The sequence below is a fragment of the Nocardia sp. NPDC056564 genome (assembly GCF_042793755.1).
Taxonomy (GTDB): domain Bacteria; phylum Actinomycetota; class Actinomycetes; order Mycobacteriales; family Mycobacteriaceae; genus Nocardia.
Genome location: NZ_JBHTUR010000017.1, coordinates 210,046 through 230,117, shown reverse-complemented (window position 1 = coordinate 230,117; position 20,072 = coordinate 210,046). Strand labels below are relative to the sequence as shown.

The 20,072-nt window shown below is 67.9% G+C and carries 21 protein-coding genes and 1 pseudogene; 15 read left to right on the top strand and 7 right to left on the bottom strand.

Features of this window, described 5'->3' with window-relative positions:
* Window positions 1-22: 22 nt before the first annotated feature.
* On the top strand, window positions 23-169 hold the full coding sequence (locus ACFQ9K_RS33620) for a hypothetical protein (RefSeq protein WP_378984035.1): 147 nt from the start codon (window positions 23-25) through the stop codon (window positions 167-169).
* Between the two features lie 20 nt (window positions 170-189).
* Here the strand turns inward: ACFQ9K_RS33620 and ACFQ9K_RS33615 are convergent.
* Window positions 190-411 (bottom strand): annotated as a pseudogene (locus ACFQ9K_RS33615) (putative quinol monooxygenase); the annotation flags it as partial.
* A gap of 30 nt (window positions 412-441) precedes the next feature.
* Entirely contained in the window at window positions 442-897 is a 456-nt protein-coding gene (locus ACFQ9K_RS33610; RefSeq protein ID WP_378726879.1) for a MerR family transcriptional regulator, read from the bottom strand.
* Between the two features lie 160 nt (window positions 898-1,057).
* Between ACFQ9K_RS33610 and ACFQ9K_RS33605 the strand changes: the two genes are divergently transcribed.
* Window positions 1,058-1,636, top strand: a complete 579-nt coding sequence (locus ACFQ9K_RS33605) for a Uma2 family endonuclease (RefSeq protein ID WP_378726881.1) — start codon at window positions 1,058-1,060, stop codon at window positions 1,634-1,636.
* 63 nt (window positions 1,637-1,699) lie between these two features.
* On the opposite strand, the gene ACFQ9K_RS33600 is transcribed toward ACFQ9K_RS33605, so the two are convergent.
* Entirely contained in the window at window positions 1,700-2,068 is a 369-nt protein-coding gene (locus tag ACFQ9K_RS33600) for a glyoxalase superfamily protein (protein WP_378726883.1), read from the bottom strand.
* A 58-nt stretch (window positions 2,069-2,126) separates the two neighbouring features.
* On the opposite strand from ACFQ9K_RS33600, the gene ACFQ9K_RS33595 reads away from it, so the two are divergent.
* Entirely contained in the window at window positions 2,127-2,330 is a 204-nt protein-coding gene (locus ACFQ9K_RS33595; protein WP_150399729.1) for a hypothetical protein, read from the top strand.
* Window positions 2,331-2,338: 8 nt separating this feature from the next.
* Here ACFQ9K_RS33595 and ACFQ9K_RS33590 read toward each other — a convergent pair whose 3' ends face one another.
* Window positions 2,339-2,830, bottom strand: a complete 492-nt coding sequence (locus ACFQ9K_RS33590) for a SixA phosphatase family protein (RefSeq protein WP_378726885.1) — start codon at window positions 2,828-2,830, stop codon at window positions 2,339-2,341.
* Window positions 2,831-2,988: 158 nt separating this feature from the next.
* Here ACFQ9K_RS33590 and ACFQ9K_RS33585 point away from each other — a divergent pair, with 158 nt between their 5' ends.
* Entirely contained in the window at window positions 2,989-4,659 is a 1,671-nt protein-coding gene (locus tag ACFQ9K_RS33585) for an FAD-dependent oxidoreductase (protein WP_378984031.1), read from the top strand.
* Window positions 4,660-4,704: 45 nt separating this feature from the next.
* On the opposite strand, the gene ACFQ9K_RS33580 is transcribed toward ACFQ9K_RS33585, so the two are convergent.
* Entirely contained in the window at window positions 4,705-5,481 is a 777-nt protein-coding gene (locus ACFQ9K_RS33580; protein WP_378722312.1) for an acyl-[acyl-carrier-protein] thioesterase, read from the bottom strand.
* 152 nt (window positions 5,482-5,633) lie between these two features.
* Here ACFQ9K_RS33580 and ACFQ9K_RS33575 point away from each other — a divergent pair, with 152 nt between their 5' ends.
* The 4 genes from ACFQ9K_RS33575 (at window position 5,634) to ACFQ9K_RS33560 (ending at window position 10,920) form a co-directional block, all read left to right on the top strand.
* Window positions 5,634-5,825, top strand: a complete 192-nt coding sequence (locus tag ACFQ9K_RS33575) for a hypothetical protein (protein WP_378722313.1) — start codon at window positions 5,634-5,636, stop codon at window positions 5,823-5,825.
* Window positions 5,826-5,915: 90 nt separating this feature from the next.
* Window positions 5,916-7,760: a serine/threonine-protein kinase gene (locus tag ACFQ9K_RS33570; RefSeq protein WP_378722314.1), complete on the top strand. Its 1,845-nt coding sequence runs from the start codon at window positions 5,916-5,918 to the stop codon at window positions 7,758-7,760.
* Entirely contained in the window at window positions 7,760-9,703 is a 1,944-nt protein-coding gene (locus tag ACFQ9K_RS33565; RefSeq protein ID WP_378722315.1) for a serine/threonine-protein kinase, read from the top strand. Before ACFQ9K_RS33570 ends, ACFQ9K_RS33565 begins: the two co-directional genes overlap by 1 nt.
* Window positions 9,703-10,920, top strand: coding sequence for a hypothetical protein (locus ACFQ9K_RS33560; RefSeq protein ID WP_378722316.1), 1,218 nt, complete (start codon window positions 9,703-9,705; stop codon window positions 10,918-10,920). The genes ACFQ9K_RS33565 and ACFQ9K_RS33560 overlap by 1 nt, the downstream gene beginning before the upstream one ends.
* On the opposite strand, the gene ACFQ9K_RS33555 is transcribed toward ACFQ9K_RS33560, so the two are convergent.
* Window positions 10,917-12,056 (bottom strand): transglycosylase SLT domain-containing protein, encoded by a 1,140-nt coding sequence (locus ACFQ9K_RS33555; RefSeq protein WP_378722317.1) that lies wholly within the window; start codon window positions 12,054-12,056, stop codon window positions 10,917-10,919. The genes ACFQ9K_RS33560 and ACFQ9K_RS33555 overlap by 4 nt on opposite strands.
* Window positions 12,053-12,379, bottom strand: a complete 327-nt coding sequence (locus tag ACFQ9K_RS33550) for a type VII secretion target (RefSeq protein WP_378722318.1) — start codon at window positions 12,377-12,379, stop codon at window positions 12,053-12,055. Before ACFQ9K_RS33550 ends, ACFQ9K_RS33555 begins: the two co-directional genes overlap by 4 nt.
* 191 nt (window positions 12,380-12,570) lie before the next feature.
* Between ACFQ9K_RS33550 and ACFQ9K_RS33545 the strand changes: the two genes are divergently transcribed.
* The 7 genes from ACFQ9K_RS33545 (at window position 12,571) to ACFQ9K_RS33515 (ending at window position 20,053) form a co-directional block, all read left to right on the top strand.
* On the top strand, window positions 12,571-13,545 hold the full coding sequence (locus tag ACFQ9K_RS33545) for an NADPH:quinone oxidoreductase family protein (RefSeq protein WP_378722319.1): 975 nt from the start codon (window positions 12,571-12,573) through the stop codon (window positions 13,543-13,545).
* A 7-nt stretch (window positions 13,546-13,552) separates the two neighbouring features.
* Window positions 13,553-14,665 (top strand): winged helix DNA-binding domain-containing protein, encoded by a 1,113-nt coding sequence (locus ACFQ9K_RS33540; protein WP_378722320.1) that lies wholly within the window; start codon window positions 13,553-13,555, stop codon window positions 14,663-14,665.
* A 124-nt stretch (window positions 14,666-14,789) separates the two neighbouring features.
* Window positions 14,790-16,127, top strand: coding sequence for an amidohydrolase family protein (locus ACFQ9K_RS33535; RefSeq protein ID WP_378722321.1), 1,338 nt, complete (start codon window positions 14,790-14,792; stop codon window positions 16,125-16,127).
* Window positions 16,128-16,222: 95 nt separating this feature from the next.
* On the top strand, window positions 16,223-17,011 hold the full coding sequence (locus ACFQ9K_RS33530) for an ABC transporter ATP-binding protein (RefSeq protein WP_378722324.1): 789 nt from the start codon (window positions 16,223-16,225) through the stop codon (window positions 17,009-17,011).
* Window positions 17,011-17,853, top strand: coding sequence for an ABC transporter permease (locus ACFQ9K_RS33525; protein ID WP_378722325.1), 843 nt, complete (start codon window positions 17,011-17,013; stop codon window positions 17,851-17,853). Before ACFQ9K_RS33530 ends, ACFQ9K_RS33525 begins: the two co-directional genes overlap by 1 nt.
* Window positions 17,854-17,868: 15 nt before the next feature.
* Complete coding sequence (locus ACFQ9K_RS33520) at window positions 17,869-19,035, top strand: nitrate ABC transporter substrate-binding protein (RefSeq protein ID WP_378722326.1); 1,167 nt, start codon at window positions 17,869-17,871, stop codon at window positions 19,033-19,035.
* Between the two features lie 28 nt (window positions 19,036-19,063).
* Window positions 19,064-20,053, top strand: a complete 990-nt coding sequence (locus tag ACFQ9K_RS33515) for an isopenicillin N synthase family dioxygenase (protein WP_378722327.1) — start codon at window positions 19,064-19,066, stop codon at window positions 20,051-20,053.
* Window positions 20,054-20,072 lie beyond the last annotated feature (19 nt).

Sequence of the window (20,072 nt, the reverse complement as noted above, 5' to 3'; positions counted from 1 at the left end):
GGACAGGCCGGCCGACCGGTTTCTGGTACTCGTCGGCGCGTCCGGAAGCGGAAAGTCGTCCCTGGTCAGAGCTGGTGTGATGCCGCGGCTGCGGGATCGCCGATGGACAGTGGTCCCTGCCTTCGCCCCGGCGAAGCGCCGCAGGTTGAACGGCTCGACCAGGATCTGATCCAAGGCCGCCGCGCACTGCTTCAGATGCGGGGTCTCGAAGTGCGCCGCCAAAGCCTCGGCGTCGACCCATTCCTCCAGCAGCACCACCCGGCTCGGATCGGTCGGGTGCAGGTACAGCTCGTAGCCGAGGCAGCCGCTCTCGGCGAGGGTCGGTTCGATCATGTTCTGCAACACCTCGCGCAGCTCGGCCTCGTGGCCGGGCTTGGCGGTGAAGCGGACATTGAGCGTCAGCGTGGACACGGTAGAACTCCTGATCTGTTGTGCTGCTTGCTAAACCTTGATCTCTTCGCCGTCCCGCACGGTGATCGTGGCGGGCCGGGCGAGCTGTGCCTTGCCCTCGTAGATGTCGATCTTGTAGTCCAACACGGCCACGGTCTGTTGTAGTTCATCGATCTTGGCGAGCACCTCGGCGCGGGTCTTGCGGAACATCGCCAGCCGCTCGGGGAACGTCGATTCCCCCTCGCGCACCAGTTCGGCGTAGCGGACCATGTCCGCCACCGACATTCCCGTGGTCCGCAACCGCCCGATCAGCGCGAGCCACTCCAGGTCCCGATTGCTGAACCGCCGCTTGCCCGCATGGTCGCGCCCGATGTAATCCATCAGCCCGATCCGCTCGTACCAGCGCAGTGTGTCCCGGCTCAGCCCCGACCGCTCGGCCACCTCCCCGATCGAATACCGAGGCTGTTCCCACTCCACGCCCCGCTGATTCAACGCGGCTTCACCCACGACACTCACCTTCCCGTAGAACACCCACGACGCTACCCACCTGGAGTCCACTCCAAGCAACTCCAATGTACGCAAAAACCGTGGTCGGCTTCCGGCTGACTCTGTATCTTGCGTGGGACACTGGGAGCTGACCAGGGGTGGGACGAGCTGAGGAGCGAGGGTGACGGCACTTCCGGAACCAGGGCAGCTGCTGACGATTGCCGACTACATGGCGCTCGGAGAAGACGACGAGCGTTGCCGTAGGGAGCTGCAGGAGGGGGTACTCACCATTTCGCCGTCGCCGACGCCGCGACACAACTTGGTTCTTCCCAGGCTCCATGCCCAAGTTGACGCGCAGCTTCCCCCGGAATTGGTTGCCGTGGTCGACATCGACCTCGACCTGCAACTGGTTCCGGCGGATGGCCCCGCCACGGTACGACAGCCCGACCTGTTGGTTGTCGACAACGCCGAGTACGAGCGAGTCGAGGCCGAGCGCGGAATTCTTCGCGCATCCGCTGCCCAGCTCGTCGTCGAAATCGTCTCGCCGGGCTCTCGGCGAACCGATTACGTCATGAAGCGCAGCGAGTACGAAGACGCCGGAATTCCGCACTACTGGATCATCGACTTGAGTCCGCCGCTCAGCTTGGTGGCTTTCCGGCTCACCGAGGAACTCGGCTACGTCGACAACGGCGAGGTGACCGATGTATTCACCACCAACTCCCCATGCCCGCTGACCATCCAGTTGGGTCGATTGGGCTGACCTCGGCTACCGCCGTCATTTCGGTGTTGGACCGCGCACCGTGCGGCAGCCGAGCTTCCGCGCTCAATCCTTCTTCGGCAATTCCTGTACGGCCCACTGGTTCCCGTCGGGATCGGCGAAGTAGGTGAAGTTGCCCCAGCTCAGGGTTTCCACCGGTGTCGCGTCGACACCGACGGCGACCAGCTGCTGGTAGGCCTCCTCAGCACTGGAGACGACGATCTGCATGCCGCGCACGCTGCCCGGCGCGGCGTCGGTGATGCCCTCGCCGATGCAGATCGAGCAGCCGGACCCGGGCGGCGTGAGCTGGACGAAACGCAGATTCTCGTTCACCCGGTGATCGTGGTCGGCGTTGAATCCGATCTTGGTGTAGAAGTCCTTCGCGCGATCCACGTCGGTGACGGGAATCGCGATGAGCTCGATTTTCCAATCCATCGCCCGAGCATCTCATCGGTCGCCGACAAAGTCCGGGGTTCCGGCCTACCCTGGGGACATGCCTGGTAAGGACGTCAACCGGATCAGGGCCCGCTCGGCCCTGGCAACGGTCAAGGAAAGCCCGGTGATCACCGCCATCGCGGTGGCGCCGGTGGTACTCGCACTGGCCGTCGTGTGGTGGCTGCTCGGCGGGTTCGCCGCGTTCGTGCTGCTGGTCGTGCTCGGCGCGGTCGTGGTGGTCGGCGGCAAGTTGCTGCGCTGACCGCGCGCTCAGCGGGGGATGTGGAAACGCACCAGCTCTCCGGTTCCCGGATCGACCTGTGCCCACGGCCGGTCGAACTCGAGCACGGCCAGCGCCGAGGTCGGGAACTTGCGACTGAGCTCGATGGCGGGCGTCGAACTGCGATTGCTCGCCAATTCCCATGCCGTCCACGGCATTCCGGGCGCATGCCCGATCACCAGCAGCGTCGCCACGTCGTCGTCGCTGAGCTGGACCAGCTCGATCAGGCTCTGCGGGGACGCCTCGTAGATGCCCGGCTCGTAGACCACCGGCGCGTCGATCCCGGTGGCGGCGAGCGTTTCCCTGGTGCGCGTCGCGGTGGAACACCGCACCGCATCGATCGGTGGTTGCGTCGTGCGCAACCATTCGCCGGCCAGCCCGGCCTCGCGTTGTCCGCGCGGCGCGAGCGGCCGTTCGTGGTCGCCGACACCGTCGGGATAGGCCGACTTGCCGTGCCGCATGAGGATCAGAGTCCGCACCATGGAGATACCGTAAGGCCTCCGGTCGCATGGCCTCGAACACACTCGAGGCAAACTGAAAGCGGCGTCACATCGCGGTGGTTCCGCGTCGTGCCGTTTTTGTCCACCTCTGCCCACCGGGTGGCCTACAGCCCACGTACATCTTCGAGGATCTGCACAATATGGCCTACGTAATCACGCAGCGTTGTTGCAACGACGCCAGCTGCGTTTCCGAGTGCCCTGTCGATTGCATCCGTCCGACCCCGGATCAGCCGGAGTTCGCGACGACCGAGATGCTCTACATCGACCCTGACACCTGTATCGACTGCGGTGCGTGCGTCGATGCGTGCCCGGTCGAGGCGATCTTCTCCGAAGACGACCTGACCGCATCGCTGGCCAGATACCGCGAGATCAATGCCGCCTATTTCGAACGGCATCCGCTCGAGTCGAACTTCGACCCGATCGTCACCCCGCCCCGGCCGCCGAAGGAACTCGGCACCCTGCGGGTCGCGATCGTCGGGGCTGGCCCGGCGGCCTGCTATGCCGCCGACGAGCTGCTCCGCCGGGCGGACGTGGAGATCGAGATGTTCGACCGGGTGCCGACCCCGTGGGGTCTGGTCCGGGCGGGCGTTGCCCCCGATCACCCCGGCACGAAGACGGTGTCGAGCCTGTTCGAGTCCGCGTTCCGGCGCGAGACCCTGCAGTACTACCTGAATGTCGAGGTGGGCACGCACATCTCGCACGAGGAGCTGCTGAAGCATCACCACGCGGTGATCTACGCGGTCGGCGCGTCGACCGACCGTCGGCTCGACGTGCCGGGCGAGGATCTGCCGGGCAGCCACTCGGCCACCGAGTTCGTCGCCTGGTACAACGGCCACCCCGACTTCGCGGACCGGCAGTTCGACCTGTCCGGCGAGCGGGCGGTGATCGTCGGCAACGGCAACGTCGCGTTGGACGTCGCCCGCGTGCTGACCGTCCACCCGGACCAGCTGGCCAAGACCGACATCGCCGACCACGCGCTGGACGCCCTGCGGCACAGCAATATTCGCGAGGTGGTCGTGCTCGGCCGGCGCGGCCCGCTGCAGGCGGCGTACACGTCGTCGGAGTTCCTGGCGCTGGCTCACCTGGAGGGCATCGACGTCGTCGTGGACGAGTCCGACCTCGCGCTCGATCATGCCAGCCAGGCGCTGCTCGACGACCCGGACATCGAACCGTCGCTGAAGCTCAAGTACACCCTCGCCGAGGAATACGCCGGCGCGCCGCGCGACCCGAGCCACAAGCGGATCGTCTTCCGCTACCTGGCCTCGCCGACCGCGCTCACCGGCACCGAGCACGTCGAGGCGATCGAGTTCGTGCACAACGAATTGTTCGAGGACAACGGCCAATTGGTGGCCCGGGCGACCGAACGCACCGAGCGGATCGAGACCTCGCTGGTGCTGCGTTCCATCGGCTACCGCGGCGCGGCCGTCGCCGACCTACCGTTCGACGAGCGACGCGGCGTCCTGCCCAACGAACACGGCCGGGTGCTCGACACCGACGGCACGCCGCTGCCGGGCGTGTACGCCAGCGGCTGGATCAAGCGCGGCCCGCGCGGCGTCATCGGCTCGAACCGGACCGACGCCGAGGAGACGGTGGAGAACCTGATCGCGGACTTCACCAGCGGCAAACTCGGTGCGCCCGAGGCGAACCGCGCGGCGCTGAAGGCGCTGCTCGGCGAGCGGCAGGCCGATCTGGTGGATCGGGACGGCTGGCGGGCGATCGATCAGGCGGAGAAGGCCGCGGGCAAGTCCGCGGGCCGCCCGCGGGTCAAGTTCACCACGCGGGAGGACCTGCTGAAGGCCGCGCGCGGCTGACCGAGCCGGGCCGACCGGATCCGCGAGGTTCCGGTCGGCCGCCGGCTATTCGGGCGGCAGCGGCATGATGCGGACGACGGTCGTGGTCGTCCCGCCGACCACGAACCACAGCCGAAGCACCGGCCGTCCCGTGCGATCGCCCGGCTCGTACCGGCTGCGGACGGTCACGTGCTGGCGCGCGAGCACCGGCGCGACGTATTCGATGACCGCTCGATGCGGGCCGGCCAGCAGCTTCGGGTACTCGACCATGAACTGTTCCACCGCCTGCCAGTAACAGGCGTTGTTGACGTGGTTGTACTGGTCGATGTCGGTCGCGCGCACCGGAAACGGCATGTCCGTGTCCGACTCGGACGGCGAGGTGTCGGTCAGGTACGGCCGCCAGCGCAGGCGGTGCTCCTGCGTCGTCTGCGCCAGGTAGGCCAGGCCCTCGTCGCTGATCCGCGCGGGCATCCCGGTCGACTCGCTGATATTGATCCAGAAGCCCTCGGTCTCGATCAACCCGCCGTTCGAGCTGGTCACCCGCACCCGCATATTCGTCCAGCGGGTCGACATCGCCGAGCACCAGCGCAGCAGTTGCACCTCGTCCGGCCACAGGATCGGCCGGATCACGTCGATCACCGTGCGCCGCACGATCCAGTTCGGGTCGCTCCGGCTCAGGAACGTCTTGTGCAGGTTTTCCCAGGCGATGTCCTGCAGGTAGCGGGCGACGGCGTCGAAGCGCAGCCGGTCGTAGGGGTCCACATCGCCAGCCCGGATGGGCCACGCCGAAGCAAAGCCCATGCCCTCCTGGGGAAGCGGGGCGAGTGGCTGATCGAGTGACACTGGTGCTCCTCGCGCTGCACGGTGTGCCGCGTTCTTCGTGTGGTGCTGTTGTGAGACGACTTTACGGGTCGTACGTCACACCATCGCGCCGAGTGCGTAGGTAGCCGCCGGTATGTCCGCGAACAACGCCCCTACCAGGCATCATGGACGCCATGAGCGATTCGGATCTGCCTGGCAAACTAGGCAAACCCGCTGAACGTGCCCTGGCCGCGGCGGGCATCCGCGACCTCGACGACCTCACCGCCTGGACCGAGCGCGATCTCGCCGCGCTGCACGGGGTGGGCCCGACCGCCGTCACCAAGCTCCGCGCCGCCCTCGCCGCGCGCAACCAAACCTTCGCCTGACGGCCGCACCGGATTCCGGTCACCGCCAAGACGTGTCACATGTGCACCGGTACGATCCCCCGGAACAGGCACGACAGGGGAGGAATACGGGTGAAGCCGCTCGGCCGACACGACCCGCGCGCGGCCGGCAGGCACCAGCTGATCGCGCTCATCGGTCAGGGGGCGATGGGGCGGGTGCTGCTCGGACGTGCGCCGGACGGGCGTCTGGTCGCGGTCAAGATGATTCACCGTCACCTGGCCGGGAATTCGGAGTTCCGGGCCCGCTTCCGGCTGGAAGTGCAAGCCTCCCAACGTGTTACCGGTGCCTACACCGCCGCCGTGATGGATGCCGACCCGGAGGCCCGAGAACCTTGGCTGGCTTCGGTTTTCGTGCCGGGGCCGTCGCTGCGCGCCGCCGTCGAGCAGTACGGTCCGCTGCCGCTCGCCGGATTGCGCCTGCTGACCGCTGGTCTCGGTTCCGCGCTCGTGGAGATCCACCGCGCGGGCATGATCCACCGGGACCTGAAACCGTCGAATGTTCTTCTCGCGGCGGACGGTCCGCGGGTCATCGACTTCGGCATCGCCCGTGCGCTGGCCGCCGACCCGCAGATCACGAGCACCGGAACTCTCGTCGGCTCGCCTGCCTTCATGTCGCCGGAGCAGGCGTCGGGGCACGAACTCGGCCCGGCCAGTGACGTTTTCTCGGTCGGCGCGATGCTGGTGCTGGCGGCGACCGGGGACAGCCCGTTCCTGGGCGCGTCGGCGCCGCAGACCTTGTACAACGTTGTGCACAACCACGCGGACACGAGTCGCGTGCCCGCGCCGCTGCGACCCCTCGTGGACGCCTGCCTGGACAAGAATCCCGCGCATCGCCCGGACCCGAGGCAGTTGATCGACGCGGTGGCCTCGAGCAGCGGCCGCTCCGGGTGGCCTGCGGACGTTCGGCAGCAGGTCGCCCGGGATCGAGCCGAGGCCGAGCGCTGGGTCGAGACCGGCGGCGTGGCGCCGGATGAATCGCCTCGGCGCACCGGGAGATGGATTGCCGCCGTGGCTGTGCTGGTGCTGGTGGTGGCCGGTTCGGTCACGGCCCTGCTGCTCGGCCGTGGCGACCCACCCGCTGATCCACTGGCGAACCGCACGCTGGAACTGACCGACGAACAGCTGCGGCTCGCCGACGCGTGCGCGTTGCTCGGCAATGATGTCGTCGGGAAACTGGGTCAGCCGGTCAAGCCGGAGCTGGCGGATTCGTCGGTGTGCGGCACGAAATTCGTCGCCGCGGACGGGCGGCAGGCGCGGCTGAGCGTCGCGGTCGGGACCGCGGTGGCCGGCAAGCCACTGGGCGAGCAGGTGGCGGGTCGATCGATGCTGGACACCACGGCCGGCGCGCGATCGTGCGGGCGGGCCGTCGCGGTACGCGATGCACCGGCGCTCGGCGTCGAGGTGCGGATCAGCGAGGCGGACGGGGACACCTGCGCGCAGGCCACCGACGCCCTGACCGCCATCGTCACCAGGCTCGTCACGAATCCGCCGGGCGTGAACCCGCCGAAACAGTCTGTCGTGCGGCTGATTCCGTGCGAGTCGACGGATCGGCGGGTGCTCGACCCGCAGGTGGGCGCGGATGTGCCCGCGGCACCGGTGGACGCGCACACCTGCGCGTGGGCCGGCGCCCCCTTCGCCATCACGGTGCACACCGCCGAGGGCAAACGCGTCGATCTGGACCCGAAATACACCAGATTCCTGGTGAACAGCGGCCCACTGGGTGACTTACCCGCGGCCCGCCGTATAGATTCCGACGGCACGTGTGCGACCTACCATTTGGTGCGGCCGACCATCGAAGATCGAGGAGAACAGATCGCCGTGACCGCGCGACCGACCGCCCCCGGCGCTGCCGAGGCAGCCTGCGCCGCTACCGAATCAGTCCTCGGCGGTGTCGTGGCCCGACTGAGGAGCCTGTGATGGTGACTCCCCTCGACCCCGCCGAGCCCAAGCAGATCGGCAGATACCGGCTGCTGGGCGAGCTCGGCTCCGGCGGCATGGGCCGGGTCCTGCTCGGCGTCGGCCCGGACGGCCGCCTGGTCGCGATCAAACAGGTGCACCAGCACCTGGTGACCGAGGAGGACTTCCTGCCTCGGTTCCGCCGCGAGGTGCGTACCTCGGCTCAGGTCTCGGGCGCCTTCACCGCCGCCGTGGTCGACTTCGACGTCGAATCGGAAAACCCCTGGCTCGCTTCCGTTTTCGTGCCCGGAGTGCCGCTGGACAAGGCGGTGAAGGAGTACGGCCCGCTCACCAAGGACGAACTGCACAAGCTGGCGATCGGACTCGCGTCGGCGCTGCGGGCCATTCACGGCGTCGGGCTCATCCACCGGGATCTCAAGCCCGCCAACGTGATTCTGGCCGAGGACGGCCCGCGGGTGATCGATTTCGGCATCGCGCGCGCGGTCGAGGGCCGCTCCGAACTCACGCACACCGGCTCGATCATCGGGTCGCCCGCGTTCATGTCCCCGGAACAGGCGCAGTCGCAGCCGCTGACCCCGGCCAGCGACATGTTCTCCCTCGGCGCCGTGCTCGCGATGGCGGCGGGCGGTGCGAGCCCGTTCGCCGGATCGTCGCTGCCGCACACCCTCTACAACATCGTGCACACCGATCCCGATCTGAGCGGATTGCCCTCCGAGGTAAGGGAATTGGTGTCGCCGTGCCTGAGCAAGGACCCGAAGGACCGCCCGACGCCCGCCCAGCTGCTCGACTTCCTCGGCCCGCTGCCGCCGCAGCATCGGCCCTGGTCGGCCCAGGTGCACAAGGCGATCGGCGAGCAGGAGGCGCAGATGTCGGCATTGCTCGCCGATCCGGACGCCACGCAGGTCATCGGCGCGGAACCGGCGCGCTTCGCGGAGTCGCCCAGCGTCGACGCCTTCGAGCGGCGGCTGCAAGCGCTCGTCGAGATCCAGCGGGAGAGTTCGCTGCGCAGGCGGCGCAAGCGTGCCCTGATCGGGGTCTCGGCGGTGGCGGCCCTGATCGTCGCCGTGGTCGCGGGAACGGCGCTGTTCGGCGGTGACGACGAGGAGCCGGCCGCGCCGGCGGTGAATCCGCTTGCCGCACTGAACCTCACGAAGCTCAGATCGATCGACCTGTGCGCCGCGGTGCAGGATCCGCTGGTCTCGTCGCCGGGGGAGTGGACGAAGGCGCCGAGCTCTACGCAATGGGGCACGTGCGCGGGCGAGTCGGGCGGATACCGGTTCGACGTCGAGATCAAGCGCCTCGAGGGCTACCGGGATAATGGTAAAAAGGCCGCGGGTGTCCCCGTCCTGGAGGACGTGACCAGCGGCAAAGACAGCTGTGGGCGAGCCTTGCTGCCCGCGAGAACCGATCCGCAATTCGGCATCGCGGTCCGGGTGCAGGGCGCGCAGTCCGACAAGCTGTGCGGCGTCGCGGACGAGGCGGCCACCGAACTCGCCCGTCGGATAGCCGAGGGGGCGCCGCAACTCCCGAACATTCGCAACTCGCTGGCCCGGCAGGACCCGTGCGCGCTGGTCGATTCGATCGTGGTGAAGCTGAATATCGGCGATCAGGTTCGCGGCGCCCCGGATCAGCTGCACACCTGCAAATGGATTTCGACCAGTACGGTCACCGTCGCGCTCGAACGCTCGAAGGCGTTGGCGCCGACCGAGAAGCCGATACCGTTCGACCTCGGCGGCGGCAACTTCGTCTTCCTGGACGAGGCGGAATTGGGCTCGCCGACGTGTGTGCGGCGCGGGCAGTACCGGAGCATCGACGGCGGCGACGCCGAGGTGGTGACGGTGCAGGTCGACAATCCCACCCTCGCCGAACATCCCGAATTCAGATGTCTGGCAGCACAAGTAGTGCTGCAGAACGTCCTGGACAACCTCCCACAGGTGAGTTGATGAACTGGAATCCACGAGTCGCCACGGCACTCCTCGTCGTCCTCGCCACCGTCGGAGCGGGCGGCTGCGCATCGGAAGTGCAGGGAACCAGCGTTTCCAGCGAGATCGACGTGCGCGCGTTGGACACCGGCAAGTTTCCGACCACGCCGCCGAAGATCGCATCGCGCCTGGACGACCTCGGGTACGCGCGTGTGGAGGCTGCGCGACTTGCTGACGCGGTCCTCAGTCCGCATGAGGTGGACGCGAAATACACCGCCGGGGCATCGGCTCGGGTACACACTGACGCCCAGTCGGTGGGCCAGTACCTCGCGGAGCCGGCCATTCCGGTGTTGCTGAATCACGGTTTCGTTCTCGGTTTCTCGACCGGTTCAGCGGACGACGTGCTGCCGCTCACCGAAGCCGCTGTCGGCACTCGCCAGCGCGATGGCCTAACCGTGACCGTGTCACGCTTCCCGGACGCGGCTGCGGCGAAGGCTGCGGCGGCCGAGCTCGATGCCGTCGATTTCGCCATCAACCCGGAAAATGTTGCCGTTACGCTGCCCAAATACCCGGACGCGCGGGCACATTGGCGCCCCGCCTTTCCGACCCTGGGTAGTACGACTCCTCACGGAAACTATGTGATCAGTGTGCTGGCGGATTCGCGGACTACGGATATCAATCGGTTGGTCGACGCGACCCAGAAGTATCTCGACGCAGAGGTAGTCGAACTCGACAAGTTCACCGCGACGCCGATCGGAAAGTTCAATACGTTGCGCCAGGACCCGGATGGCCTGTTGGTCCGAGTCATCCATGACAAGGGCGTCGTCCCTTCGCCGGATGGGCAAGGGGAGGTGGTACTCACATTGCGTGGGTACCTGAATTATGTGTTGGATCAATCGGGCCGCTTTCCCGTTTTACAGCGAGCTGGGGTTGATCGGATCGCGGTGACGCCCAATGCGTTCGGTTTCCGGACCGCGGATGACGCCGCCGCGGCACGATTCGTCACCGAGTCCGCCGAACTCGGCAATGCGGTGGATCGGCGCGCGGTCGATCCACCGGCGGACGTGCCCAGCGCGGCGTGCGTGCAGGACTATGTCGCGCCGAAGGAAGCGCAGTTCAGGTGCTTCGTTTCCTACCGGCGATACGCGGCCCTGGTGCTCGGCAGCCGCCTGTGGGAAACCCAGCAGCGAGCGGCCGCGCAGTACGCCTTGCTCGCCAACGAAAGCGGTGAGCGTTAGTAACCCTGGTATGCGCCACCGGAATTGACCGCGACTACACCGGGCACATTCTTGACCGATCCATACGTATCGATCGAATAGCGAACGCCCGCGATGATGTTGTCCACCGGGTTCCAGATGTCATCGTGACCCGGTGCCTTGTAGGCGTTGAAGGTGCTGTCGATCGTCTGCATCAGCCCCTTCGACGGATGCCCGGCGACCCAGTTACTGTCCCACTGGTTTTCCGCGTACGGGTTACCCGCGGATTCGTGCTCGATGATCATGGCGATGGCGCTCTCATCGATATCCTTGGGGTCGTAGCCCATTTCGATGAGTTTCTGTTTCGCCTCCGCGATCCATTTCGCCATATCCCCGCTTGGCATCGGCCCGGTAGGCGCGGACGAACTGGGACTGCCGGAACCGCTGTAACTTCCGCTGTTGTACGGCGTGCCCGATCCGGAGTTGTGATGGTTCCCCATCGCGTAATTGGGCTTGCTCGACGACGGGCTGTCGTTGCCGCTGTTCACCGCGGCCGGGGAACCGACGCCGGCGGGCACCGTGCTGGCCGGCGGCGCCACGTTCGCGCTCGGGTCGCCGAGCCCGTTGAACGCCTGTTCCAGCTTGGCGACCGCCGTGTCCACCTGCGTCTTCGCTTGGCCGGCCACGGTTTCCGCGGTCTTGAGCGCGTTGGTCAGTTCCCAGGTGCGCGACGCGGCCAGCAGGGACTCCTGGAAAACCAGCCCCTCCACGTTCGCCTTGTCCGAGTGTTCCCGCAGCGCCGCGATCCGGGTGGTGGCGTTGACCTTGCCGTTGGGCTCCACGTCGAACGGCGGCGTCTGGTTGATCGCGTCGTCGCGCAGCTGGATCACCTTGTTCTTCGCCTCGACCAGGTTCTGCGTCTGGGCGGTGAAGGCGGTCTTCAGTTCCAGCAGCGCGGCACTCACCGCGGACGACCGGGTCTTCTCGGTGTCCATCCGCGCGTTCGCGGCGGCGCCCGCCGTTCCGGACCACTTCTTGCCGTCGTCCAGCGACTTCGTCTGCGTGGCACCCTTGCCGACGGCGGCGTCGAGGCCCTGCGACATCGTCCCGGCCTGTTCGCCCGCGGCGGTGAGCTGTTCGGGCTTCCAGTTCTCCACGTCGGGAATGCTGAGGGTCATGCGGTCAATCCGATCGCGCGGAGTTTCGCGGCGAAATCGTCCTCGGCCAGTTCGTATTTCCCGGCGGCATTGTGCAGGTTGTCGGCGATCGTGGTCAGCCGGCCGCCGATCCGCTGCAGGCAGCGGTTGACCACGTCGTTGGCCTGGTTTGCCGCGGTGCCGAATTCGGTGCCGGGCAGGGCGCCCGCCGCGCCCGCCAGCGCACCCCCCGCGTTCAGCCCGGTCACCTCCCCGGCCTCGGTGCCGAGGGTTTGCGCGAACGATCGCAGTGCGCCCGGATCTACCTGCACACTTGTCGACGCCGGTTGATTTCGCTCGACCATGAGTCCCCCTTCACGCCCGACCATAGGTCGCGGTCAGCATAGCAAAACGGAGGCAGCCGAACCGGGGCGTCGGACCGGTCTGGCAGTGCGCGCAAACGTGGACAGAGTGCGCACGGCGAATCGATGCGGGTTACGTTGATCACGGCGGCGCCGGCGTGGACAAGCCGGTGCCACGACAGAGAGGTCGGCAGATGCGCGCAGCCCAGGTCAGCAAGCTGGAGGGACCGGAGTCGGTCGAGATCGTCGATCTCCCTGAGCCCGCGGGGTATCCCGGGGGTGTGGTGATCGACGTGCACGCGGCCGGTGTCGCGTTCCCGGATGTGCTGATGACCCGCGGGCTCTACCAGATGAAGCCGGAACTGCCCTTCGTCGTCGGCGGCGAGGTGGCCGGCCTCGTGCGCGAGGCGCCGGCCGACGCCCACGTCAAGGCCGGCGACCGGGTGGTCGCGCTGACGCTGCTCGGCAATGCCATGGCAGAGGTGGCAGTCGCGCCGACGCAGATGGTGTTCAAACTGCCGGATAATGTCTCGCTCGAGGCCGGCGCCGGCATCCTGTTCAACGACCTGACCGTCCAGTTCTGCCTGCGCAAGCGCGGCAGGCTGGCCGAGGGCGAGACCGTGCTGGTGCACGGCGCCGCCGGCGGCATCGGCACCTCGACGCTGCGGATGGCGGGCGCGCTGGGCGCGGGCCGGGTGATCGCGGTGGTCAGCACCGAGGCGAAGGCCGAGGTGGCCCGCGCCAACGGCGCGACCGACGTGGTGCTGACCGACGGCTGGCTCGCGGCGGTGAAGGAGCTCACCGGCGGTCGCGGCGTGGACATCGTGCTCGACCCGGTCGGCGGCGACCGGTTCACCGACAGCATCCGTTCGCTCGCGTCCGCGGGCCGCCTGCTGGTGGTCGGCTTCACCGCGGGCGAGATCCCGACCGTGAAGGTGAACCGGCTGCTGCTGAAGAACGTCGAGGTGGTCGGCGCGGCCTGGGGTGAATGGGTGATGACGCACCCCGGCTACCTGGCCGAGCAATGGGACGAGGTGGCGCCGCTGCTGGCCGCGGGCAAGATCAAGGCGCCCGAGCCGGTGCTGTATCCGCTGGAGCGGGCCGCCGAGGCGATCGCCTCGCTGGACAACCGCACCGCGACCGGCAAAGTCGTGGTCACCCTGCGCTGACCGGAACATGGAGTTATCCCGTCGAACACTGAACCGCACGCTGCTGGCGCGTCAGCACCTGCTGGAGCGCTCGCGGCTCACGGTGCACGAGATGTGCGACCACCTGGTCGGCCTGCAAGCCCAGGACTCGCCGCCGCCGTTCGTCGCATTGTGGAGCCGCATAACGGATTTCGATCCGTCGACCGTGTCGGACGGACTGGAAGACCGGTCGCTGGTCCGAATCACCCTGATGCGCGGCACCATTCACCTGGTCACCCCGCCGGACGCGCTGCGGATCGCACCGCACATCCAGCCGGAGCTCGAAAAGATCCCCTTCCGTAAGGGTTTCAACTACGGCGCGATGGTCGGTCTCGATGCCGACGAGGTGCGGGCGCACGGCGAGCGGGTACTCGGCGACGAGCCGATGTCCGCCGCCGCGCTGCGCGAGCACGCCGCCGCGATCTATCCCGACCGCAATCCGGGCATGGTCGTGCAGACCTGGCTCTACCAGCTGCCCGTGCTGCAAACGCCGCCGCGCGGCAAGTGGAAGGACAGCAGCAGGCCGATCTGGTCCCGGGTCGAGCCGTGGCTCGGCGCGCCGCTCGACCCGGCGTATCCGTTGAGCGAGTTGCTGATTCGCTATCTGCGCGCGTTCGGACCCGCCTCCACCATGGACATGCAGACCTGGTCGAAGCTGCTCGGCATGAAGCAGGCGATCGAACAGCTCGGCGACCGCGTGCGCACCTACACCGACGAGCGCGGTCGCACCCTCTACGACGCCGCCGATGCCGAGCTGGCCGATCCGGACCTCCCCGCGCCGGTCCGCCTGCTCGGCTGGTACGACAATGCCGTTCTCTCGCACCAGGATCGAACCCGAATCGTGCCCGAGGGCGACGCACCGCAGCTGCGCGCGTTCGCCGCCGCGGTGGCCCCGGTGCTGGTCGACGGCTATCTCGCCGGTCTCTACAAGATCTTCCCGGAGGCCGGCGTCGCGCGCCTGCGGATCAGCCCGACCCGTAGGTGGACGAAGGCGGAGCGGGCCGCCGTGCAGGCCGAAGCGCAGGCTCTGCTCGGTTTCATGGAGGGGGACAAGGAGCCGCGCGTGGAGATCCTGGAGGTGGGCGCCGACCTGCGTCCCTGACGTTTAACCGGGTCGAAATACGGGCTCGGTAGGCTGCCCGGCACGTCGCTCATGGCTGCAACGGGCGACGCGAGCCGCCGGATCGAGCGGGCGAACCAGCCGCATTTCCCAGGAGGAATGCCGCGTGTTCGAGAATCGACCTCATTCCGTCGTCATCGGTGCCGCCACCGTCTATACCCGAGGTGCGTGGCGGTCCGGCTACGACGTCGTCGTCCAGGATGGCGCCGTCGTCGCTGTGGGCCCGTCCGCGCGGGCGGACCATCGGGCGCTTCCGTTCGTCGACGGCAGCGGCGGCTACCTGATTCCCGGCTTCGTCAACACCCACACCCACCTGCAACAGTCGGTGCTGCGCGGGATCGGCGAGGGTCTGCCGCTGCTCGAATGGCTGCGCTGCGTGGGGGAGCGCACGGTCGCCGCGACCCCGGAACAGACGTATCTGTCCGCGCTGGCCGGCGGACTCGAACTATTGCGCGGCGGCGTGACCACCGTGGTCGAGCACATGTGGCCGAACCGCTCGGAGGCCGTGCACGACGCCATGATTCGCGCGCTGGGCGAGCTCGGCATCCGCGTCGTGCTCGGCCGCGGGATCGCCGACCGCGCCGATCCGACCCGGCGCTGGGGTCTCGATCCGCGGTTGATGCAGCCGCTGCCGGACGCGTTCGCGCACATCGATGACCTGGACGGCCGGCTGGCCGGGTCGCGGATCGGCACCGCCCTGGCCGTGCCGAATCCGCGTTGCCTCACCCCGGACGGCATGGCCGCGGCGCGCGAGTACGCCGAGCGGACCGGCAAAACGGTGTCGATACATGTGCTCGAGACCTCGACCGACGAGGAAATGTGCCGATTGCATGCAGGCCGCGGCGCGGTCGACTACCTCGACGCGGGCGGCCTGCTGTGGGATCGCACCCTGGCGGTGCACTGCTGCCGGCTCGACGGCTCCGGCCGTGCGGTGTTCGCCGATCGCGGCGTCTCCGTCTCCTACAACCCCCTGAGCAACATGCGCCTGGGTAGCGGCGTCGCGCCCGTGCTGGAGATGCTGGCGGCGGGGATCGACGTCGGACTCGGCGTCGACGGCGCGGCGAGCAACGACACCCAGGACATGCTGCTGACCCTGCGGATGGGTTCCTACCTGCAGCGGGCCGCTCGAAAACGCGCTGACCTCTTGGGTTTCGACGAGATGCTGCGCATGGCGACCCGGGGTGCGGACCGGGTCCTCGGTCGCGTCACCGCCGAGCCGGGAGTCGCGCTCGGCGATCGCGGCGACCTCACCCTGCTCCGGTTCGACCGGGACTTCGCCTGTCTGCCGGTCCTCGACCCGGGTGCGACCCTGCTGACCGCAGGCTCGCCCCGGGTGGTGGACACGGTGTGGGTGGACGGTGAGGCCGTCATCCGCGACGGCCGCAGTACCCGGGTCGACGCCGAACTGCTCGCACGTCGGTTGAACAACATGCGAGGAAGTTAATCAAACGGAAATCAACCAGCGATTGCATGTAATCACTCTCGATGAAACTGATGCCGTGCACGAGTTGCACGCAATATCGAGAGAAGGTGCGAACCATGACGCGCTCTGTGGAGACATTGCCGGAAGCTGTCGCGAGGAATCGGCTCTCGGCCCCGGCGGTCTCGTTCGTCAACGTGCACAAGCGATTCGGTGGCCCGGCGGGCACCGAGGCACTCGCCGATATCGGGCTCGAGCTGCACGCGGGGGAGTTCGTCGCGGTGGTCGGGCCGTCCGGCTGCGGGAAGTCCACGCTGCTGCGGCTCGCCGCCGGTCTGGCGCGGGCCACATCGGGAACTGTTGCGGTGCGGGCGGATTCGATCGGCTTCATCTTCCAGGAGGCCACGCTGCTGCCGTGGCGCAAGGTGCTGCGCAATGTGGAGCTGTCCGCCGAACTGCGCGGCGTCGATCGAAAGGCCAGGCGGCGGCGCGCACTTCGCGCGCTGGCCGCGGTCGGCCTGGCGGACGTCGCGAGCAGCCTGCCCAGCCAGCTCTCCGGCGGCATGCGGATGCGGGTGTCACTGGCCAGATCCCTCGCGCTCGAGCCGCAACTGCTGCTGCTCGACGAGCCGTTCGGCGCGCTCGATGAGCTGACCAGGCTGAACATGCAGGAGGAGTTGCTCAGGCTGTACGCGGACAACGCGTTCACCGCGCTGTTCATCACGCATTCGGTGTCGGAGGCGGTATTCCTCGCCTCCCGGGTGGTCGTCATGTCCGCGCGGCCGGGCCGGGTGCACGAGGTGATCGACGTGGACCTGCCCTACCCGCGCGACCGGGAGTTGCGCTTCGATCCGGCGTTCACCGAGTTGGTCGCGCGCGCTTCGCATTCCCTGAAGGAGGCCTGCTGATGGTCAGTATCCCGGCACCCGTGGCGCTGGTCCGGCCGATCCGCCGGGTCGCGGTCCGTCCCCGCGCCGCGGTCACCAAACTTGTTGCGCCGGTAGTGTCTTCCGGGCTGGCGATCGCGGCGTGGTACCTGGTTTCGATGGTGCTGCTCGGCCCGGACCGCCGCTTTCTGCTACCGCCCCCGCACGCGGTGTTCACCGAGTCGCTGGCGAATCCGGCCAAGCTCGAGGTGATGCTGCGGGCGCTGGCGGTGACCGCGAAGGTGGCGGTGAGCGGGCTCGTGGTGTCGGCGGTGCTCGGCGTTGCGATCGCGGTGCTGATGAGTCAGGCCAAGCCGATCGAGCGCGTGGTGTATCCCTATGCCGTTGTTATGCAAGCTATTCCGGTGCTGGCCGTGGTCCCGCTGATCGGGCTGTGGTTCGGTTACGGCACCGCAGCGCGGACCATCGTCTGCGTGCTGATCGCCATCCATCCGATCATCGCGATGACCCTGTTCGGGATCCAGTCGGTCGACCGTAATCTCCAGGAGCTGTTCACCCTCGGGCGGGCGGGCCGCTGGCGCCGGCTGTGGGCGTTGCAACTACCCGCCGCGCTGCCGTCGATCATGACCAGCCTGCGCACCGCCGCCGGACTGGCCGTGACCGGCGCGATCATCGGCGACATGTTCTTCGCGCAGGGGCGGCCGGGCATCGGCACCCTGCTCGACAACTACCGCGCGCGACTGCAATCCGAGGATCTGATCGCCGCGCTGCTGCTGGCCGCGCTGTTCGGCGTGCTCGTCTTCGCCCTGTTCACCGCCGCCCAGAAGCTCACCGTAGGCCGCTGGCACGCGTCCGGCCGCTAGTCCATGGAGAATCGCATGAGCACACCCCTTCGCCGGCTCGGCATAGCCGCCCTCGCGACCCTCGTCGTCGCGTCCGGCGCGGCCTGCACCAGCGGCGAATCCGACACCGCCGCGGTGGATCTCCCCGCCGCGCCGGCCGAACAGCAACTGTCCGGCGTCTGCCCGAGCACCGTCGTGGTGCAGTTGCAGTGGGAACCCGAGACCGATTCCGGCCCGATCTTCGGTCTGCTCGGTCCGGGCTACCGGGTCGATTCCGACCACAACAAGGTCACCGGTCCGCTGGTCACCGACGGCAAAGACACCGGCGTACGGCTGGAGATCCGCGCGGGCGGGCCGGCCATCGGCTTCCAGACCGTGCCGTCGCAGATGTATGTCGACCAGAGCATCACCCTCGGCCTGGCGCACTCCGAGCACGCCATCGCCGCCGCGGCAGCGCAGCCGATCGTCGCCGTGACGACCTTGCTGCGCAACAGTCCCCAGCTGCTCATGTGGGATCCGAAGACCCACCCGGACTGGCACGGTATCGCCGATATCGGGAAATCCGGTGCGCCGATAGTGGTTTCGCAGGGCCAGCTCTACCCGGACTGGCTGGTCTCGCGCGGCCTGGTCGACGCGAAGCAGATCGATACGTCCTACGACAACGCGCCGTCGCGCTTCGTCGCCGGACCGTCGTTCGCGCAGCAGGGTTTCCTGAATTCCGAACCGTACGTCTACGAGCACGAGGTGCGCGCCTGGGGCAAGCCGGTGGCCTATCAACTGCTGCGCGACGTCGGTTACGAGGGCTACGCGCGCACCGTGAACGTCCGCGCCGACAAGCTGGCCGAGTTGCGCCCGTGCCTGCGGCGGCTCGTCCCGATGATCCAAAGGGCGACAGCACAATTCCGGGCCGACCCCGGCCACGTCGATGACACGGTCGTCGATGTCGTCGCCAAGAGCGCCAATTTCAACCCCTACAGCGCCGAATTGGCCGCCTACGGCACCAAGGCGCTGATCGACGGCGGCCTGATCGGCAACGACACCGACGGCGTGCTCGGCAGTTTCGACGAGGCCAGGGTGCAGCGCGTCATCGACGAGTTCGCGCCCATCCTGCGCCGCGGCGGCGCAGCCGTCCCCGCCGGACTGACCGCGCGCGATCTCGTCACCAAGGAATTCCTGGACCCGGCGATCAGCGTCGCCGGATGAACTACCCACGCAGACAAGGACGGACATCATGACCGCCAGCTACGACCTGTCCGAGGTTTCCCGCGAGCAGCAGATGGGCGGCCTCGGCCGGGAGACCGACCGGGAGATCCGGGTGATCGACCTGACCGATTTCGCCGGCCGCCGCGCCGAGATCACCGACGAGTTATGGTCGGCCGCCACCGAGATCGGCTTCTTCCAGCTCGCGGGCCACGGGATCCCGCAGGAGCGAATCGACACCGTATTCGAGCTCACCGCAGGGTTTTTCGCGCTCCCCGAGTCGGTGAAGGCCAAATACCCACTGGTCAAAGCGAACAACGCGGGCTGGGAGAGCCTGAGCCAGGTGCGCCCGTCCATCGGTGTCCCGGATCAGAAGGAGTCCTATCAGGTCACCCGTCCGCACATGGCCGAACTGTGGCCGAGCGAGCGGGAACTCGCCGGATTCCGCGGTGCCATCCTGGATTTCGAACATCAGGCCTGGTCGGTCGCGATGCGGGTGCTGTCCTGCTTCGCCGATCGGCTCGCCCTGGACCGGGACCACTTCACCAGGGCGCACGACCCGAGCTCCGCGCAGTACCAGAGCACGCTGCGACTGCTGCACTATTTCGCGGTGCCGGCGGAACTACGCGGCGTCGAGGGCCGCTGGCGGGCCGGCGCGCACACCGACTTCGACTGTCTGACCTTGCTTTTCCAGCGCGACGGGCAGGGCGGCCTGCAGGTGTGCCCCGGCCGGGAGATGGCCGAGCAGGAGTGGACCTCGATCACCCCGTCCTCGAGCCTGATCACCTGCAATATCGGCGACATGCTCACCCGCTGGAGCGACGACCTGCTGCCGTCGAATTTCCATCGCGTGCGCAGCCCGGGCGAGGGGGAGTATCAGGGCGACCGCTACAGCATCGCCTACTTCGCGCAGGCCGACCGCGACGCCGTCATCCAGGGACCGCAGGGCAAGTACCCGCCGGTGACCGCGGCCGACTTCCTCACCCAGCGGGTACAGGCCAACTACCGCCCGCAGGAGTAACTTCAGCTCCGGACACGGA

Bases quoted from the DNA above. Each gene is read 5' to 3' on its own strand.
- ACFQ9K_RS33595 (WP_150399729.1), top strand. From the start codon at position 2,127: ATGCCTGGTAAGGACGTCAACCGGATCAGGGCCCGCTCGGCCCTGGCA.
- ACFQ9K_RS33560 (WP_378722316.1), top strand. From the start codon at position 9,703: ATGAACTGGAATCCACGAGTCGCCACGGCACTCCTCGTCGTCCTCGCC.
- ACFQ9K_RS33550 (WP_378722318.1), bottom strand. From the start codon at position 12,379: ATGGTCGAGCGAAATCAACCGGCGTCGACAAGTGTGCAGGTAGATCCG.
- ACFQ9K_RS33520 (WP_378722326.1), top strand. From the start codon at position 17,869: ATGAGCACACCCCTTCGCCGGCTCGGCATAGCCGCCCTCGCGACCCTC.
- ACFQ9K_RS33565 (WP_378722315.1), top strand. From the start codon at position 7,760: ATGGTGACTCCCCTCGACCCCGCCGAGCCCAAGCAGATCGGCAGATAC.
- ACFQ9K_RS33530 (WP_378722324.1), top strand. From the start codon at position 16,223: ATGACGCGCTCTGTGGAGACATTGCCGGAAGCTGTCGCGAGGAATCGG.
- ACFQ9K_RS33600 (WP_378726883.1), bottom strand. From the start codon at position 2,068: ATGGATTGGAAAATCGAGCTCATCGCGATTCCCGTCACCGACGTGGAT.
- ACFQ9K_RS33585 (WP_378984031.1), top strand. From the start codon at position 2,989: ATGGCCTACGTAATCACGCAGCGTTGTTGCAACGACGCCAGCTGCGTT.
- ACFQ9K_RS33515 (WP_378722327.1), top strand. From the start codon at position 19,064: ATGACCGCCAGCTACGACCTGTCCGAGGTTTCCCGCGAGCAGCAGATG.
- ACFQ9K_RS33525 (WP_378722325.1), top strand. From the start codon at position 17,011: ATGGTCAGTATCCCGGCACCCGTGGCGCTGGTCCGGCCGATCCGCCGG.
- ACFQ9K_RS33545 (WP_378722319.1), top strand. From the start codon at position 12,571: ATGCGCGCAGCCCAGGTCAGCAAGCTGGAGGGACCGGAGTCGGTCGAG.
- ACFQ9K_RS33590 (WP_378726885.1), bottom strand. From the start codon at position 2,830: ATGGTGCGGACTCTGATCCTCATGCGGCACGGCAAGTCGGCCTATCCC.
- ACFQ9K_RS33540 (WP_378722320.1), top strand. From the start codon at position 13,553: ATGGAGTTATCCCGTCGAACACTGAACCGCACGCTGCTGGCGCGTCAG.
- ACFQ9K_RS33575 (WP_378722313.1), top strand. From the start codon at position 5,634: ATGAGCGATTCGGATCTGCCTGGCAAACTAGGCAAACCCGCTGAACGT.
- ACFQ9K_RS33555 (WP_378722317.1), bottom strand. From the start codon at position 12,056: ATGACCCTCAGCATTCCCGACGTGGAGAACTGGAAGCCCGAACAGCTC.